The sequence below is a fragment of the Chromatiales bacterium genome (assembly GCA_020445605.1).
GTDB lineage: Bacteria > Pseudomonadota > Gammaproteobacteria > JAGRGH01 > JAGRGH01 > JAGRGH01.
In genome coordinates this window covers 60,489-78,238 of the sequence record JAGRGH010000063.1, presented here as the reverse complement: position 1 = coordinate 78,238, position 17,750 = coordinate 60,489, and the positions used below count along the sequence as shown (strand labels likewise).

General features: G+C 66.3%; 17 protein-coding genes. All 17 read left to right on the top strand.

Annotated elements, in window-relative coordinates; genetic code table 11:
* Positions 1–183 precede the first annotated feature (183 nt).
* The 17 genes from truA to KDG50_15670 all read left to right on the top strand — a co-directional run bounded on the left by truA (position 184) and on the right by KDG50_15670 (position 17,731).
* Entirely contained in the window at positions 184–963 is a 780-nt protein-coding gene (truA, locus tag KDG50_15750) for a tRNA pseudouridine(38-40) synthase TruA (GenBank protein ID MCB1866871.1), read from the top strand.
* Positions 960–1,610: a phosphoribosylanthranilate isomerase gene (locus KDG50_15745; protein MCB1866870.1), complete on the top strand. Its 651-nt coding sequence runs from the start codon at positions 960–962 to the stop codon at positions 1,608–1,610. The genes truA and KDG50_15745 overlap by 4 nt, the downstream gene beginning before the upstream one ends.
* Positions 1,594–2,811 (top strand): tryptophan synthase subunit beta, encoded by a 1,218-nt coding sequence (gene trpB, locus KDG50_15740; protein MCB1866869.1) that lies wholly within the window; start codon positions 1,594–1,596, stop codon positions 2,809–2,811. Before KDG50_15745 ends, trpB begins: the two co-directional genes overlap by 17 nt.
* Positions 2,808–3,623 carry a tryptophan synthase subunit alpha gene (gene trpA / locus KDG50_15735; GenBank protein MCB1866868.1) on the top strand — a complete coding sequence of 272 codons (816 nt, stop codon included), beginning with the start codon at positions 2,808–2,810 and terminating at the stop codon, positions 3,621–3,623. Before trpB ends, trpA begins: the two co-directional genes overlap by 4 nt.
* A gap of 2 nt (positions 3,624–3,625) precedes the next feature.
* Positions 3,626–4,498 (top strand): acetyl-CoA carboxylase carboxyltransferase subunit beta, encoded by an 873-nt coding sequence (locus KDG50_15730; protein ID MCB1866867.1) that lies wholly within the window; start codon positions 3,626–3,628, stop codon positions 4,496–4,498.
* A gap of 41 nt (positions 4,499–4,539) precedes the next feature.
* Entirely contained in the window at positions 4,540–5,865 is a 1,326-nt protein-coding gene (gene folC, locus KDG50_15725) for a bifunctional tetrahydrofolate synthase/dihydrofolate synthase (protein MCB1866866.1), read from the top strand.
* Positions 5,866–5,876: 11 nt separating this feature from the next.
* On the top strand, positions 5,877–6,494 hold the full coding sequence (locus KDG50_15720) for an SPOR domain-containing protein (GenBank protein ID MCB1866865.1): 618 nt from the start codon (positions 5,877–5,879) through the stop codon (positions 6,492–6,494).
* Between the two features lie 88 nt (positions 6,495–6,582).
* The gene (locus KDG50_15715) at positions 6,583–7,197 is read left to right on the top strand and encodes a CvpA family protein (GenBank protein MCB1866864.1); all 615 of its coding nucleotides are present in this window, start codon (positions 6,583–6,585) and stop codon (positions 7,195–7,197) included.
* A gap of 4 nt (positions 7,198–7,201) precedes the next feature.
* Positions 7,202–8,716, top strand: a complete 1,515-nt coding sequence (gene purF / locus KDG50_15710; protein MCB1866863.1) for an amidophosphoribosyltransferase — start codon at positions 7,202–7,204, stop codon at positions 8,714–8,716.
* Positions 8,717–8,853: 137 nt separating this feature from the next.
* A complete protein-coding gene (locus KDG50_15705; protein ID MCB1866862.1) occupies positions 8,854–10,206 on the top strand; it encodes a hypothetical protein in 1,353 nt (450 codons plus the stop codon).
* Between the two features lie 56 nt (positions 10,207–10,262).
* Positions 10,263–11,159 carry a cysteine synthase CysM gene (gene cysM / locus KDG50_15700; protein MCB1866861.1) on the top strand — a complete coding sequence of 299 codons (897 nt, stop codon included), beginning with the start codon at positions 10,263–10,265 and terminating at the stop codon, positions 11,157–11,159.
* A 56-nt stretch (positions 11,160–11,215) separates the two neighbouring features.
* Positions 11,216–13,252 (top strand): hypothetical protein, encoded by a 2,037-nt coding sequence (locus KDG50_15695; protein ID MCB1866860.1) that lies wholly within the window; start codon positions 11,216–11,218, stop codon positions 13,250–13,252.
* Between the two features lie 26 nt (positions 13,253–13,278).
* On the top strand, positions 13,279–13,854 hold the full coding sequence (locus KDG50_15690) for a DUF1318 domain-containing protein (protein MCB1866859.1): 576 nt from the start codon (positions 13,279–13,281) through the stop codon (positions 13,852–13,854).
* Positions 13,855–14,023: 169 nt separating this feature from the next.
* Entirely contained in the window at positions 14,024–15,346 is a 1,323-nt protein-coding gene (gene rlmD, locus KDG50_15685; protein MCB1866858.1) for a 23S rRNA (uracil(1939)-C(5))-methyltransferase RlmD, read from the top strand.
* The gene (locus KDG50_15680; GenBank protein ID MCB1866857.1) at positions 15,336–15,803 is read left to right on the top strand and encodes a CYTH domain-containing protein; all 468 of its coding nucleotides are present in this window, start codon (positions 15,336–15,338) and stop codon (positions 15,801–15,803) included. Before rlmD ends, KDG50_15680 begins: the two co-directional genes overlap by 11 nt.
* Positions 15,748–17,274 carry an ABC transporter substrate-binding protein gene (locus KDG50_15675; GenBank protein ID MCB1866856.1) on the top strand — a complete coding sequence of 509 codons (1,527 nt, stop codon included), beginning with the start codon at positions 15,748–15,750 and terminating at the stop codon, positions 17,272–17,274. The genes KDG50_15680 and KDG50_15675 overlap by 56 nt, the downstream gene beginning before the upstream one ends.
* The gene (locus KDG50_15670; GenBank protein MCB1866855.1) at positions 17,255–17,731 is read left to right on the top strand and encodes a L,D-transpeptidase; all 477 of its coding nucleotides are present in this window, start codon (positions 17,255–17,257) and stop codon (positions 17,729–17,731) included. Before KDG50_15675 ends, KDG50_15670 begins: the two co-directional genes overlap by 20 nt.
* The last annotated feature ends 19 nt before the right edge of the window (positions 17,732–17,750 follow it).

The window sequence follows — 17,750 nt, the reverse complement described above, 5'->3', positions numbered from 1 at the left end:
GGCAGGGCGGGGCCGCTGCTGGCTCCGCACTCCGATCGATCGAATCGCGGCCGCCGCTGGGCGGCCGCGGCCGTTTTCACCGGGCATGATTGTTCGTCCAGGTCCATCCATGACGTCCGGCCACCAGCGCACTGAAGACGCTGCAAGCCGAATGCGCCTGAACCTCTGAAGAATGCGCCAACCGTGACGCGAATCGCGATCGGCATCGAGTACGACGGCAGCCGCTATTGCGGTTGGCAAATGCAGGCGAACGGACCATCGATCCAGGCCGCGGTCGAGACCGCCGTCGGTCAGGTCGCCGCGCACGCCGTGCTGATCACGGGGGCCGGTCGAACCGACGCCGGCGTCCACGCGCTGGGGCAGGTCGCGCACTTTGATTCGGAAGCGCTGCGCGATCCGCGCAACTGGCTGCTCGGCATCAATTCCAATCTGCCGGCGGACATTGCCGTCGTCTGGGTGCGAGAAACCGACGAGTCTTTCAACGCGCGGTTTTCGGCACGCGCTCGCACGTATCGTTACGGTATCCTGAACCGGGCTGTGCGACCGGCGCTGCACGCAACGCGGCTCAGCTGGTTTCGCAGGCCACTGGATGCGGCTCGAATGCATGCTGCGGCGCAGGCGCTGGTCGGCGAGCACGATTTCAGTGCGTATCGGGCGCAGGCCTGCCAGGCTCGTCACCCGGTCCGCGAAATCGAGTCCATTGCGGTGACCCGCGCCGGCGATGAGGTGTGGATCGAAGTGACCGCGAATGCGTTTCTCCACCACATGGTTCGAAACATTGTCGGTGTTCTGATGGCGATCGGCAGTGGCGAGCGCCCCGCAAGCTGGGCTGGCGAGGTGCTGGCGACCCGCCGGCGCGCGCTCGGCGGTGTGACGGCACCGCCGCAAGGGCTTTACCTCGTAGCGGTGCGTTATCCGCAACGGTTCGGCCTGCCCGATTTCGCAACCGGGGGCGAAACATGAGCGTTGTCGCGGCTGCGCGCCGTCGCACCCGCGTTAAGATCTGCGGCATTACGCGGCCCGTCGACGCCGAGGCGGCGGTCGAGGCTGGCGCGGATGCCATCGGGCTGGTATTCCATCCATCAAGTCCGCGCAACGTGGATGCGGACACCGCCGCCCGAATCGCGCGCGCGGTCCCGGCGTTCGTGACGGTCGTGGGGCTGGTGGTCGACGCCGAGGAGCGGCGAATCCGAAGCCTGCTGGACGCAACAGGGGTGGAACTGTTGCAGTTTCACGGCGACGAATCGGCGGAGGCCTGTCGCCCGTACGGACGTCGCTATCTGAAGGCCATTCGGATGCGGCCCGGAGTCGATCTGGCGGCGGCGGCTCGGGCCTATCACGATGCCGCGGCGCTGCTGCTGGATGCCTACGTTCCGGGCGTCCCGGGGGGCACTGGCAGCGTGTTCGACTGGTCGCGTGCGCGGCTGGACCCGGGCCCGCCCGTGGTGCTGGCTGGCGGGTTGACGCCGGAAAACGTCGCCGACGCGATCCGGATCGTGCGACCATGGGCCGTGGATGTCAGCGGCGGCGTCGAAAGCGCGCCCGGCATCAAAGACGCAGAGAAGATCCGCCGGTTCATCGCCGGCGTGCGAGATGCAGATGACGACTGAGGCGACAAGCAATACCCGATTGCCCGATGCACGCGGCCACTTCGGCGTCTATGGCGGCCGTTTCGTGGCGGAGACCCTGATTGCGCCGCTCGAGGAACTCGAGGCCGCGTGGAAGCGCTATCTGGCAGACCCCGAATTCCTCGCTGAACTCGACGCGGACCTGCGTGACTACGTCGGCCGTCCGTCGCCGCTGTATCACGCGGCGCGCCTGAGCCGGCAGAACGGCGGTGCGCAGATCTGGCTGAAACGCGAGGATCTCAACCACACCGGCGCGCACAAGGTGAACAACACCGTCGGGCAGGCGTTGATTGCCCGGCGCATGGGCAAGACCCGCATCATTGCCGAGACCGGCGCCGGCCAGCATGGCGTGGCCACGGCCACGGTCGCCGCTCGCCTCGGACTGGAGTGCGTGGTCTACATGGGCTCGGTCGATGTCGAGCGCCAGGCGCCGAACGTCTACCGCATGCGTCTGCTCGGCGCCGAGGTCGTCGCCGTGGAGTCCGGCTCCAAGACGCTGAAGGACGCGCTGAACGAGGCCATGCGCGACTGGGTCACGAACGTCGACAACACCTTCTATATCATCGGCACGGTTGCCGGCCCGCACCCGTATCCAGCCATGGTGCGTGACTTCCAGGCCGTACTCGGCCGCGAGGCACGCGCGCAGATGCTTGAGGCGAGCGGCCGACTGCCCGACGCCCTGGTGGCCTGCGTCGGCGGCGGTTCGAATGCCATCGGCCTGTTCCATCCATTCCTTGCCGATGACGTACCGATGTACGGCGTCGAGGCCGGCGGCGACGGCATCGCCAGTGGCCGGCACGCGGCACCGCTGAACGCCGGTCGCCCTGGCGTGCTGCACGGCAACCGCACCTATCTGATGGAGGACGACGACGGCCAGATCATCGAGACGCATTCGGTCTCGGCCGGTCTGGACTATCCGGGCGTGGGTCCCGAACACGCCTGGCTCAAGGATTCGGGGCGTGCGAACTATGTCGCGATCGACGATCGCGAAGCGCTTGCGGCGTTTCACACGCTCACACGAACCGAGGGCATCATCCCGGCGCTGGAATCCAGTCACGCGGTTGCCTATGCCCTGAAGCTTGCGGCAACCATGCGCGCCGACCAGAACGTGCTCGTCAACCTGTCGGGACGCGGCGACAAGGACATCAACACCGTTGCGCGCATCGAGGGCATCCGGCTGTGAACCGCATCGAAAGGCGTTTCCAGCGGCTGCGCGAGGCCGGTCGCAAGGCACTGATTCCGTATCTGACCGCCGGCGACCCGCATCCCGACCAGACGGTCCGACTGATGCGTGAACTGGTCGCCGCCGGCGCGGACCTGATCGAGCTCGGCGTGCCGTTCTCGGACCCGATGGCCGACGGTCCGGTGATCCAGCGCGCCAGCGAGCGCGCGCTCGCGCACGGCACTCGGCTGGTCGACGTGCTCGGCATGGTGGCCGAGTTTCGCCGTTCGGACAGCGAGACACCCGTCGTCCTCATGGGCTACCTGAACCCGATCGAGGCAATGGGCGCGCGCGTGTTCTCCGAGCGTGCAGTCGCGTCCGGTGTCGACGGGGTGCTGATCGTCGATCTGCCGCCGGAGGAGGGTGACGATCTGCTGCCGGCACTCACCGAGGCGGGCCTGAATCCGATTTTTCTGATATCGCCGACAACGACGGCCGCTCGCATGGACCGCATCGCCGCCGTCGCGCGCGGCTTCGTCTACTACGTCTCGCTCAAGGGCGTGACCGGCGCGGCGAACCTGGACACGGCCGCGGTGACCAGACGGATTGCCGAAATCCGTCGCCATACCAGCCTTCCGGTGGGTGTCGGTTTCGGCATTCGCGATGCGGAATCCGCGGCGAGCGTTGCCGAGATTGCCGATGCGGTGATTGTTGGTTCCGCGCTGGTAAGCCTCGTCGGTGAATACGCCGGACGGCTCGATGAACTCGCGGCCCGCCTCACCGCGCTGCTCGGGTCGATGCGCGCGGCGATCGACCACCGCGCGGCCGCCTGACCATGAACTGGTTCGACCGATTGATCCCGTCGCGTATCCGCACCGAGGGAACGAACGGAGGACGCAAGGTGCCCGAGGGATTGTGGACGAAGTGCGATGCCTGCGCGGCCGTGCTGTATCGCGCCGACCTCGAACGCAACTGCGATGTATGCCCGAAATGCGGGCAGCACAACCGTATCGGCGCGCGCCGTCGACTGGACATCCTGCTGGACCCGAACGATCGTGAGGAAATCGGCGCCCAGCTCGAGCCAGCCGATCCGCTGAAGTTCAAGGATTCCAAGAAATACAAGGACCGCCTGGCCACTGCACAGAAGGACACCGGTGAAAAGGATGCACTGGTCGTGATGTCCGGGACGATCCACGAAATTCCGCTCGTTGCGGCGGCGTTCGAATATCGGTTCATTGGTGGCTCGATGGGATCGGTCGTCGGTGAACGTTTCGTGCGAGCCGTCGATACCTGTCTGCAGGGCGAACTGCCACTGGTCTGCATCTCCGCCAGTGGCGGAGCGCGCATGCAGGAGGCACTGTTCTCGCTGATGCAGATGGCCAAGACCAGCGCGGCCCTACAGCGGCTCGCGAAACGCGGGCTGCCGTATATTTCGGTGCTGACCGATCCGACGATGGGCGGCGTGTCGGCGAGCTTTGCGATGCTTGGTGACGTGATCATTGCCGAGCCGCGCGCGCTGATCGGCTTCGCCGGGCCGCGCGTGATCGAACAGACCGTGCGTGAAAAGTTACCCGAGGGTTTCCAGCGCAGCGAGTTTCTGCTTGAACACGGCGCGATCGACATGATCGTCGACCGCCGAGAGTTGCGTGACACGCTCGCGCGTCTGCTTGCGAAGCTGACCCACCGCGCGGCACCGCCGGTACCGTAACGGACCGTGGTTCCGTTGCGGTCGTCCACAATCGGCGGCCCATGGCGCGATTTCAAAACCTCGGCGACTGGCTCGCCTGGCTCGAGACGGCGCATCCAAAGCCGATCGAACTCGGGCTGGATCGGGTGTCCGCGGTCTACGCGCGCCTGGGGCGCAGTGCGCATGCGCCCTGGCCGGTGATCACCGTTGCCGGCACCAACGGCAAGGGTTCGACCGTGGCACTTCTGGAGTCGACCTATCGCTGCGCCGGATATTCGACCGCTGCGTACACCTCGCCACACCTGCTCCGCTTCAACGAGCGGATTCGCGTAAACGCCGAACCGGTGGGTGACGAAACCATCGTTGCCGCACTGGCGCGCGTGGATGCCGCGCGCGGCGATGTGTCACTGAGCTACTTCGAGTTCACCACGCTGGCGGCGCTGGAAATCTTCCACCAGAGGGTGCCGGATGTCGTGTTGCTTGAGGTTGGCCTTGGTGGACGTCTGGATGCGGTGAACATCGTCGACGCGGATGTCGCGGTCATTACCAGCATCGGCCTCGATCACACCGAGTGGCTGGGCGCCGATCGGGATCACATCGGCGCGGAGAAGGCCGGGATCGCGCGCGCTCACCGACCGGTCATCGTCGGCGATCGCGACCCGCCCGCGGGTCTCATGCACGCGCTGCATGCCGTGGATGCGCGCATCTTTCGCATCGGTCACGAATTCGATGCGCGCGTGCGCGCGGCGGGCTGGGACTGGCACGGCCTGGTGCGGGTGCGTTCGGGATTGCCGCCTCCGGCATTGGTCGGCGCCCGGCAGATCGACAACGCCGCCGTCGCCCTGGCTGCAATCGAACAGCTCGCCGGGCGTCTGCCGGTTTCCCAGCAGGCCGCCCGCGAGGGCATGCTGGAGGTCTCGCTGCCGGGACGTTTCCAGTCCCTGCCGGGGCGCGGAACCTTTATCGTCGACGTCTGCCACAATCCACAGGCCGCGGCAACACTGGCGCAGACGCTGGCGAAACAACCCGTGAGCGGGCGCCAGATTGCGCTGTTTGCGGCGCTCGCGGACAAGGATATCGCCGGGATCGGCGCGGAACTCGCGCAGGTCTTCGACGAATGGCACATTGTGGCTCTACCGGGTCCGCGTGCCGCGCCGGTCGAATCGATCCGTGATGACTTAAAGCGCGGTGGCGTTCGCGCTAGCATGCACACCCATGCCGAAGCGCCGGTAACCGTCGCCCGCGAACTGCGCGAACGTGCGGCGCCCGGCGACCGGATCGTGGCGTTTGGTTCGTTTCTGGTTGCCGCGGGACTGCTCGATCCGTCGGGCGGGCTCGTGAGCGGATACCTGGCTGCAGGCACAGCCCCACAGTTGCCGGAGCAATAACACCGAATTCGATGGATATCCGAGTCAAACAACGTCTGGTTGGCATCCTGGTGCTCGGCGCACTGCTGGTCATCTTTCTGCCGATGTTGATCGACGAGCGCGCGCCGACCCCGGTGACCCGCGTCGCCCAGCCGCTGCCTCCGATGCCGCCGCCGCTCGAAGACGGATTCCAGTCGTCGATCCTGCCGCTGGCGACCGATCGAATCGATGCGCCGGCGGCGATCGCAGTCGACGCGGTGCTTCCGGTCGACCCGGCGACGGCCGAGGTCTCGCGCGCGGAGGTCGCGCAGTCCATGCCGCCCGCGGAGAAGCCCGCACTGACGGAGGCCCCCGCACCGGTGGCGGAAACGCCGAAGCCCGTACCCGCGGCGCCCAAACCGGCGGCTGGCGCGTTGTCGGCCTGGGCCGTGCAGGTCGGCAGTTTCAGCGAACGTGCGCGCGCCGAAGCCCTGAAGAAACGTCTGACCGATGCGGGCTTCGTCACCCTGCTGGAACCCGCGTTCGTCGGTTCGCAGACGTTTTATCGCGTGCGCGTCGGTCCGGAACTGGAGCGTGAGGCCGCGGAAAAGCTGCAGAAGGCGATCCGCGCCAAGCTGCGCCTCAAGGGGCAGGTGCTGCGCTACCCGTGAGCGTGAACGCCAGCGCGGTGCGGTCTGCTAAAATCCGCGCCTCACGCAGCGGTGCGCACGGCAACAGGCCGGCGGGACGATGGCCAAACTGATCTGGCCCGACTACGTCATTGTCGCGATTGTGTTGCTGTCGGTGACGATCAGCATCATTCGCGGATTTGTGCGCGAGGCCATCTCGCTCGCGACCTGGGTCGCCGCGATCTGGGTCGCGCTCGTCTTCTACGAGCCGCTGGCGACTCATCTAGAAGCCTACATCGCCCACGACACGCTGCGGCTGGCCGGCGCGTTTTTCTCGATTCTGATCTTCACGCTGCTGGTCGGTGCGCTGATCAACTACATCGTCGCACTGGCCGTGAGTCGCACCGGACTGTCCGGCACCGATCGTCTGCTGGGCGCGATCTTCGGCATGGCGCGGGGTGCGCTGCTGATTGCGGTGCTCGTGGTGCTCGGCCGCATCACCGTGCTGCCGGAGCAGGACTGGTGGCGTCAGTCGCGCCTGATCGCCGAATCCGAGCGGCTTGCGGGCTGGCTGCTGGAACAGCTGCCGGCCGATCTCGCCGCGCGGCTGGCACCGGTCGCCGCTGCCGCTGCCGCTGCCGGCGCTCCGCCGCCGCAGGCGAGCCCAGGCGCAAAGCCCACCGCAGCGCCGACGCAACCCCCGGTAAAATCTTCCCCGAACAACGCCTCCAGGGTGGCGGAGTAAGGCCATGTGCGGAATTGTCGGAATCGTTTCGTCGACGCCTGTCAATCAGGAACTCTACGACTCCCTGCTGGTGCTGCAACATCGCGGACAGGACGCCGCGGGTATCGTGACCTCGGACCAGGGCCGGCTGTGTCTGCGCAAGGATGCCGGTCTGGTTCGCGATGTTTTCCGCACCCGCCACATGCGTGACCTCGCCGGCACCATGGGCATTGGGCATTGCCGCTATCCAACCGCAGGCACCACGTCGTCGGCCGAGGCGCAGCCCCTGTATGTGAACTCGCCCTACGGCATCACGCTCGCGCACAACGGCAATCTGACCAATGCCGACGAGTTGCGCGAGACGCTGTTTCGCGAATCGCTCCGGCACATCAACACCAATTCGGATTCCGAAATCCTGCTCAATGTCCTCGCCGATGAGCTTGCCGAAAAACGCAAGATTCGGCTGGAAGTCAAAGACATTTTCGAAGCGGTGGCTGGCGTGCATCGCCGCTGCCGCGGTGCGTATGCGGCGGTCGCGATGATCAGCGACCTGGGCATATTGGGCTTTCGCGATCCGTACGGCATTCGCCCGATCGTGTTCGGTTCCCGCACCCGCGCCGATGGCGGCAAGGACTGGATGATCGCATCCGAGAGCGTGGCACTCGATGTGCTGGGGTTTGAGCTGGTTCGAGACGTGGGTCCGGGCGAGGCCGTATTCATCGATCGCGAGGGCGAAGTGCACAGCTGTCGCTGCGCGGCCGCCGCCGAGCTCTCGCCGTGCATCTTCGAGTTCGTCTATCTCGCGCGTCCGGACTCCATCATCGACAACGTGTCGGTGTACAAGGCTAGATTGCGCATGGGTGAGAAACTCGCCGGCAAGATCCAGCGCGAATGGGCCGATCACGACATCGATGTCGTGATCCCGATTCCGGACACCAGCCGCACCGCCGCGCTGTCGCTTGCCCAGCGCCTCAAGGTTGATTACCGCGAGGGCTTCATCAAGAACCGGTACATCGGTCGGACGTTCATCATGCCCGGGCAGACCGAACGCAAACGCTCGGTGCGCCAGAAGCTCAACGCCATTGATCTCGAATTCAGCGGCAAGAATGTTCTGCTCGTCGACGACTCCATCGTGCGCGGCACCACCTCGAAGCAGATCATTCAGATGGCCCGTGATGCCGGTGCGCGCAAGGTCTACTTCGCCTCCGCTGCACCGCCGGTACGGCACGTGAATCTCTACGGCATCGATATGCCGACACTGGGTGAACTCGTCGCCCACGGGCGCACGATCGAGGAGATCTGCACCGAGATCGGTGCGGACCGCCTGATCTATCAGGATCTCGACGACCTGATCAACGCGGTACGCAAGGGCAATCCGCGCATAGGACGATTCGACACCTCGGTTTTCGACGGCGTCTATCCGACCGGACAACCCACCGACGAGTACCTGCAACAGCTCGAACTGCTGCGCAGCGACACCGCCAAGCGCCAGCGTCGCGCGGCGGCGGATTCAGTCATCGACCTGCACAACGTGGTCTGACTGGCAGGGCAAATGCCCGGTTGGATTGGCTGCGGCGGGATGCTATTGTCCGGTGCGCGCCGGCGCGAAAGTTCGGCCGCGAACGCCCGAACCGCCAGCCGAGCACCTAAACGAAAAGCAGCCTGGAGCCCTCTCTGATGGCCGACGAAGACGACAAGCCCGGCGCAACGCCGCCGGCCAAGAAAGCCGCCCCGAAGAAGAAATCCACGGTAAAGAAGAAGGCTGCGGCGAAGAAGGCTGCGCCCAAGAAGGCGGCCGCCAAGAAAAAGGCGCCGGCCGCGCCGACGGCCAAGCCGGCTGCTCCGCCACCAGCGGCGGCCCCGGTCGAAGCCACGCCGGCTGCTGCCGAGCCGATCATCCAGGAGGCCCCGGCGGAGGCGTTCGAACTGGAGGATCGACCCAACGGATTCTGGCCCAAGTTCATCGCCTGGGTCATCGCGATGATTGTGCTGATCGTGCTTGTGCGCTCGTGCCTCGACGAGCGGCACACCCAGTCCACGCAGTCCGGCGCGTCCGAGCCCGGTGGTGCGGTCGTCGCGGATCAGGCACCCAGTCCGCCCGCAGTCGCGGATGCCGCGAAGGCAGTCGTGCCGGCGGCGTCGGCCGATGCTGCGGCGGCTGAAGGAACCGGATCCGTTGGTGTGGCCAAGGGCGGGCTGGACGACTTCGTCGCACGCGTGAAATCGGTGATGCGCGAGCCGGCGCCCGAGCCACCGCCAGTGCCGGTTGTTCCACCACCCCCCGAGCTGCCGACGATGGGCGGGATCCCGCCGCCGCCGGAACCGCCTGTTCTCGGCAGGCCGTTGAACCGTCCCGTGCCAGCACCCGGTCGCCCTGAACCGCTGCCGCCGCGGATGACCGAGTGGCCCAGGCCGCCCGCGATGCCGCCGCTGCCGGAGCCGCCCGCACCGCCGGTCATGCCGGAACGGCCGCAGCCCCCGGAGATGCCGCCGCTGCCCGAACCACCGCAGATGCCGAAGTGGCGCCCGATGGCCGAGCCGCCGGCGCCGCCCGTGCGCCCGGAGCCACCCGATCTGCCGCCGTTACCGGAGCCGCCGGCGATGCCGCCGCCGCCCAAACCGCCGGAGATGCCGAAGTGGCGCCCGATGGCCGAGCCTCCGGAAGTGCCGCCGCTGCCGGAGCCGCCCGCACCGCCGACCATGCCGGAACGGCCGCAACCCCCGGAGATGCCGCCGCTGCCGGAACCGCCGACCATGCCGGAGCCGCCGCAACCCCCGGAGATGCCGGAGCCGCCGGAGATGCCGGAGCCTCCGGAGATGCCCAAGTGGCGTCCGGTCGCGGAGCCGCCAGTTGCACCGCAGCCGCCGGACGTGCGTGATGCGGTTCCGCCACCCCCGCCGCCGCCGGGATATGCGCCGCCCGGATACTGGCCGCGCCCGTACTATACGGCGCCGGGCTACTGGGGGCCGCCGCCGGCGCCCGGACCGTGGCTCCCGCCGCCGCCACCGGCGGCGCGCACGGCCGAGTAGCCTCCTCCGTGAACGCGATCGGCGGGAGGGAGCCCGCCGGTCGCGTCGCAATCACGATGCGCGAGTATCCGACGATCGAATCCAGCGTGGGCAACACCCCGTTGGTGCGCCTGCAACGCCTGGCCGCTGGTGTCGACAACACGCTGCTGGTCAAGCTCGAGGGCAACAACCCGGCAGGGTCGGTCAAGGATCGTCCGGCGCTGTCCATGATTCGTCACGCCGAGGCCCGTGGCGACATTCGGCCCGGCGATACGCTGATCGAAGCCACCAGCGGCAATACCGGCATTGCACTTGCCATGGCCGCGGCGATTCGCGGTTACCGGCTGATCCTCGTCATGCCGGAGCACATGAGCGTCGAGCGTCGCGCGCTGATGCGTGCCTATGGCGCCGAACTGGTGCTGACTCCGCAGGCTCTGAGCATGGAAGGTGCGATTGATCGTGCACGTGCGCTGGAAGCCGCAGGCGAGGGCCGCATCCTCGATCAGTTCTCGAATGCGGACAATCCGCTCGCCCACTACGAGAGCACCGGCCCGGAAATCTGGCGCGACACGGGCGGCGAGATCACCCATTTCGTCAGCTCCATGGGTACGACCGGAACCATCATGGGCACCTCACGCTTCTTGAAGGAACGCAATCCCGCGGTGCAAATCGTCGGCGTACAGCCGACCGAGGGGTCGAGCATTCCCGGCATCCGGCGCTGGCCCGCGGCCTATCTGCCGAAGATCTTCGAACCCGCGCGGGTCGATCGCATCATCGATGTGACGCAGGATGAGGCCGAGGCCACGACGCGCGACCTCGCGCAGCACGAAGGCATCTTCGCGGGAATCTCCTCGGGCGGCGCGGTGGCCGCTGCGCGCAGACTCGCCGCCGAGTGCTCCGGTGCGGTCATCGTCGCGATCATCTGTGACCGGGGTGATCGATACCTCTCGACCGGCGTTTTTCCATCCGCCTGACGGCGTTCATGTGTCGGCCTGCGCCGCGTCTGCTGGTGTGGGCGAGCCTCGCCCTTGTGAGCCTGACCGCGTTCGGCATCGAGCGCGCGCGCATCCAGATTCCCCTGTCCGAGGCCGATGGCGTGCGGGTGGTCAATGCGGCCGCCGAACTCGTGCTGGGTGCCGGCGGCGGCATCGGTCTGGTGCTGAGCGCGGAGCAGGTCGAGCTGGCGCCGCCGCTGCCGGCCATTCGCGGGCTCACGCTCGATTGCCGCAATCTGCGCATGTCCGAGGCACGTATCGAATGTGCGGCTGCGCGTCTGCGGCTCGAGCACGACTGGATCGCGGCGCCCGATGCGCGTGTCGATCTGGTCCTGGTGCGCGCGAGCGGCGAATTGCAGCTGCGCGTCCGCGGGCTGCGGTTCGCCGATGGAACGGTGGACCTGAGCGTCGAAACCGAGGCGGATGGGCGCTGGTCCGCGATCGCGGAACTCGGCGGCGTGAGTCTCCGGGGGGTGGATGCGATCGCGGCTGCCGTCCTTGGTGCGCCAACGGGTTTCAGCGCGGGGTCGGTGTCCGGAAAGATTTCTCTCGCCGGTCGTGGCGCCACGATGGAACGTCTGGCGCCGACGCTCGAATTTGACGGCGTTGCCTGGGCCGCGGCCGATGCGGCAAACGCCTGCGAGCGTGTCAGCGGGCGCGTCAGCGCAACGGTTCGGAATGGATCGGACGATGCCTCGATGCCCTGGTCGATCGATGCCTTCGACCTGCGTCTCGACTCTGCCGACGTACTGGCCGGTGACTGGTTTGTCACGGCGCCGCCAAGCGGCCTGAAACTCACCGCGCGCGGAACGGCGGGCAGTGAACGTCTGGCACTGAGGGAACTGATGCTTGCCAGCCCGGGCCTGTTTTCGGCGCATGCGACCGGTCTGCGTGCCGGGATTGCGCCCGAGCCGCATCTAGAAAACGCCCAGGTCGAGATCGAGCTGAACGATCTGGCCGGCGTTTTTTCGCAGTTCGTAAAGGACAACCTCAGCGGTCCGGTGTGGGAGGCGGCGCGAGTCGCCGGCCGCGCGAAGGTTCATGCGCGGTGGCAGGATGCTTTGGTCGGGCTGCAATGGCAGACGGAACTCCCCGAGCTGGCACTCAGTGCCGGGCGGGTCGACGCCCGCGGACTGCATTCGACCGGCCGGTGGCGTGCGGATGCGCCGGGTGAGGCCAGTGTCGGCTGGGACTCGGCCACGCTGTTCGGGGATATTCCGGTCGGTGCCAGCGTCGCGCGTCTGGACGTGCAGCCGCGCGGCGTTTCGCTGGCGGAACCGCTGGAGATTCCGCTGATCGATGGCGCGCTGCACATCGACCGCCTGCGTGCCACTCGCCCGACGGCGGGGGCCGATCTGGACCTCAGTTTTGACGGTTTTCTGAAACCGGTGTCGCTGGAACGCCTGTCGACCGCATTCGGCTGGCCGCCGCTACGCGGTGTCGTCTCCGGCATGATCCCGGGCGTCGAACTCTCGGCGGGCAATCTGCGGCTCGATGGGCAGTTGCTCGTTCGCGCCTTCGATGGTTCCCTGCGCATCAGTCGTCTGGAGGCGAACGGGCTGTTCGGGGAGTACCCGATCGTCAGTGCCGATGTCGACTTGCAGCCGCTGGACCTGGAGGCGCTGACGGGCGCGTTCGAGGTAGGCCGCATCACCGGGCGGCTCGGTGGGCATATCCGCGGGCTTGTACTGGAGAACTGGCAGCCGCGCGCGTTTGAGATGCTGCTCGCCACGCCAGCCGACGACCGTTCGCGCCGGCGTATCAGCCAGCGTGCCGTCGACCAGTTCACGGAGCTTGGCGGCAGCGGGGTGGCCGGCGCACTGTCGCGCAGCTACCTGCGATTTTTCGAGGATTTCGGCTATTCGCGACTCGGGCTCGAAGGACGGCTCGAGGGTTCGGTCTTCGAGATTCGGGGGGTCGAACCGGCCGAACACGGCGGGTATTATCTGGTCAAAGGCAGTGGTCTGCCGCGCGTGGACGTGATCGGTTTCAACCAGCGCGTCGACTGGGCCGCGTTTCTTGCGAACCTGAACGCGGCGATGACCCGCTCGGATGAAATTCAGGTTCGATAAAACTGGTCTCTCAGGTGCTTACACAGATGTTTTCAATTCAGCGCTTGGCCCTTGCGGGCCTGGTATTCGTGTCGTCGGCCTGTGTGACGATCAATGTCTACTTTCCGTCCGCGGAGGCCGAGAAGGCCGCGCGTGAAATCGTCGAGGACATCCTGCGCCAGCGCGGTCCCGGCGAGACCGGTGCCGTGAACGAACTCGGTCGTGCGATCGATCGACTGCTGGCGGTGGTGTTTCCGGCCGCGCATGCCGCGGACGCCAAGCTCGACATCGACTCTCCCGAGATTCGCCAGGTGCGCGCAAGCATGCGTACCCGGCATGCCGAACTGCTGCCGTTCTATGAATCCGGCGCGGTCGGTTTCACGGACGATGCGTTGATTGCGGTGCGCGATGCCGCTGGCCTGGAACTGCGCGATCGCGCGCGCGTGAACAAGCTCGTGGACGGCGAGAACGCCGATCGGCAGAAGCTCTATCGCGTGATCGCGAGCGCCAACAATCATCCGGAGTGGGCCGGGGAGATCCAGCGCACCTTCGCTGCGGAGTGGGTCCGGGAAATGCGCAAGGGTTGGTGGCTGCGGTCCGGCGGCAGCTGGAAGCAGCGTTGACAGGCTGTTGAAATTGTCCTTTCAATGGCCTGTTAACGCGAGACAGGGACGTCTCGCCCAAAAATCGACCACACAAGTGTTTGATTTTCGTGCGCAACCGAAAACCGCGCTTTTCGGTTGTGACGTTGAAACGGCCATGGACTGGCCTTTTTCAACAACCCGTTAAGCCTTGGCACGTCGCGCAAAGCTGCCGCAGTATCCGGTTCGCGCCGGGATCGACTCACTTTCGCATGACGGGCGCGGTGTCGCCCGGGTCGACGGCAAGGTCGTGTTCGTCGATGGCGCGTTGCCCGGCGAGTCCGTGGAGATCGTCTATACCGGTGCGCGTCGTCGCCATGACGAGGCGCGCGTACATGCGGTGCTCACACCATCGCCGGATCGTGTGCAAGCGCGCTGCGCACACTTCGGCGTGTGCGGCGGCTGTGCCCTGCAACATCTCGCCCCGGCGGCCCAGCTCCAGGCCAAGCAGCGGGTGTTGTTCGACAACCTCGAACGCCTCGGCGGCGTCGTGGCGGCCAGACGGCTGGCGCCCGTCACCGGGCCGGTCTGGGGCTACCGACACAAGGCACGGCTGGGCGTGAAGCATGTCGACAAGAAGGGCCGGGTGCTGGTCGGCTTCCGCGAGCGCAGCAAACCCTATGTCGCGGACCTGCACAACTGCCCGGTATTGCACCCGGATTTCGGCGAACGCCTGGACGCATTTGCGGCGCTGGTCAGTTCGCTTTCAATCGTGCGCCAGTTGCCTCAGATCGAGGTCGCACGAGGCGATGAATTCGCCACGCTGATCCTGCGTGTCCTCGAGGCGCCCGATGCCGACGATCTCGCGCGCCTGGAGGCCTTTGCCCGCGAGCACGATTTCGATCTGTATCTTCAGCCTGCCGGCCCGGACTCGGTCCGGCCCCTGGGCGAGGCGCGCCCCATGCGTTATGCGCTGGATGACGGTGCGCTGCAGATCGAGTTCGAGCCCGGTGACTTCACACAGGTCAATCCGCAAACCAATCGTGCAATGGTCGCGCAGGCACTCGAGCTTCTGCGGCCGACCGCCGGCGACGACATCCTTGATCTCTTTTGCGGGCTGGGTAATTTCACGCTGCCGGTCGCGCGGCGCGCCGGTTCGGTGACGGGCGTCGAGGGAGACGCGGCGCTGGTTGCGCGTGCCCGCTCCAACGCCAGCGCGAACGCCATTTCGAATGCACAGTTCCATACCGCCGACCTGTTCGAGGATGTCTCGCGCGAGCCATGGTTCGGGCCAGGGTATTCCGGGCTGATCATCGATCCGCCACGTTCCGGCGCGCAGTGGATCTGCGAACACATGGATCGTCTTGCCCCGCAGCGCATCGTTTATGTTTCGTGCTATCCGGCGACGCTTGCGCGCGACGCCGGCATTCTCGCCGGGCATGGTTACCGACTGGATGCGGCCGGCGTCGTCGATATGTTCCCGCATACCGCGCATGTAGAGGCCATGGCCCTGTTCCGGCGCGATGGGCATTGAGATAGAACGAAAGTTTCTGCTTGCGAGCGACGCCTGGCGTGCGCAGGTCGAACGCAGTGTGGACATGCGTCAGGGCTATCTGATTGGCAGCGATCGTGCCTCGGTCCGCCTGCGGGTGGCCGGAGACAAGGCCTGGCTGAACATCAAGGGTGCGACGCTCGGCATCGAACGCCGGGAATACGAACTCGAGATGCCGCCCAAGGATGCCGCCGAGATTCTCGACCACCTGTGCATGCGGCCGCTGATCGAGAAACGTCGCCATTATGTGCGCGTGGGCGATCATCTGTGGGAGATCGATGAGTTTAGCGGTGAAAACGCCGGTCTGATCGTCGCGGAGATCGAGCTTGCCCGTGCCGATGAAGACTTTGATCGCCCGGAATGGCTCGGCGAGGAGGTCTCGGATGACCCGCGCTACTACAACGTCAGCCTTGCGCAGCATCCGTATCGCGACTGGTAGCCTCTTACTGATCGCCATTCTCGTCGGTGCCTGCACGCGCAGCGTCCCGGAAACGGCAATGGTGATTGGCGTCGAGACCCTGCCGTCGACGTTGAACCCCGTCCTTGCAAGCGATGCGATTGCCACGCGCATGCTGCGACTCGTCACTCAATCGCTGGTCGAGCTTGATGACAGCGGCTGGCCGGTGCCAAAGCTGGCGAGCTGGGAGCAAGTCGACGCCACGCACTACGTCTTTTCACTGGGCGAGGCGAACCGGGTATTCCACGACGGCACGCGCCTGCACGCCGAGGATGTCGTTGCGCTGTATCGGGCCATTGTCGATCCGGCCTCGGGCTCGCCGCATCGCGCGACGCTTGCCAATCTCATGGACGTTCGCGCGCTGGATGCCGACCGGATCGAGTTCGTGCTCGATCATGCCGATACGCTGTTTCCCGCCTACCTGACGCACGGCATCGTGCCGCGCCGGTGGCTTGCACAACGCGGTTCTCGATTGCCACCGGGATCGGGACCGCTGGCCCTGGTCAAATGGAGCGGAGACGAGCGCATCGAACTCAAGCGGCTGGATGATGGATTGCGCATTGCCTTCATCCGCGTGGCCGACCCGACCGTGCGGGTCCTGAAGCTGTTGCGCGGCGAGATCGATCTGCTGCAGAACGACCTGCCGCCCGAATTGCGCGCGTATCTGCGCGCGCAGAACGGGATGTCCACCGCGTCGGTTCGCGGTACGAACTTCGCCTATCTGGGGTTCAATCTGGACGACCCGCTGACCGGCCGAGCGGAGCTTCGTCGCGCAATCGCGCAGGCGATCGATCGAGCCGCCATCGTCAGGCACCTGTTTGCCGACGCCGCATACACCGCCGAGGCGATCTTTCCATCCGACCACTGGGCCGGGGCGCCAATGCTCCCATCGTTGCGGTTCGATCCCGACGCGGCGAGGCGACTTCTGCGCGAGGCCGGATTGAGCGGCGAGCGACGGCCGCGGCTGGTCTACAAGACCTCGGCGAATCCGTTTCGCTTGCGGCTCGCAACGATCGTTCAGCATCAGCTTGCCGCGGTGGGGATCGATCTGGAGGTGCGGTCGCACGACTGGGGGACGTTTTACGGCGACATCAAGGCCGGCCGGTTCCAGATGTATTCGCTGGCCTGGGTCGGTGTGCGCACCCCGGACATCTTTCGCTATACCCTGCACAGCGAGTCCGTGCCCCCGGCCGGCGCGAATCGCGGGCGTCTGCGGTCGGCGGAGGTCGATCGTCTGATCGAGTCGGCCGAACGCGCGGATACAAAGCCCGAGCGCCAACAGGCCTATCGCAGGCTGCAAGCCATCGTGCACGAGCAATTGCCCTATATTCCGTTGTGGTACGAGGATCATTTTCATGCCGAAGGGCCACGAGTGAGCGGGTACACACTGGACGCGCAGGGCACTTACGATGCGCTAGCGGCGGTGAGATTCGATGCGACAGCTGAATATTGATATCGCCGGACAGACGCTGGAACTGCTTGGCGCGACCGGCAGTGCCCGGGTCTACCCGGTTTCCACGGCGCTGGCCGGTGCCGGGGAATGCATGGGCAGTGGCTGCACGCCGCGTGGCGAACATCGCATTCGCATCGGGATCGGCGCTGGCTGTGCGGTCGGCACGGTGTTCGTCGGGCGACGCCCGACGGGCGAGGTCTGGACGCCGGAACTCGCCGCCCGCCATCCGGAGCGTGACTGGATCCTCACGCGGATCCTCTGGCTGACCGGCTGTGAGCCGGGCATCAACCGCGGCGGCGGGGTCGACACGCTTCGTCGATTCATCTACATCCACGGCACGCCCGATTCAGAACCCATGGGGGCCCCGCGCTCGCACGGGTGCGTGCGCATGCAAAACCTCGATGTTCTTGATCTGTTTCAGTACGTGTCTGCGGGTGATCGGGTGATGATTCGATAACCTGCGGCGACCGGAATCG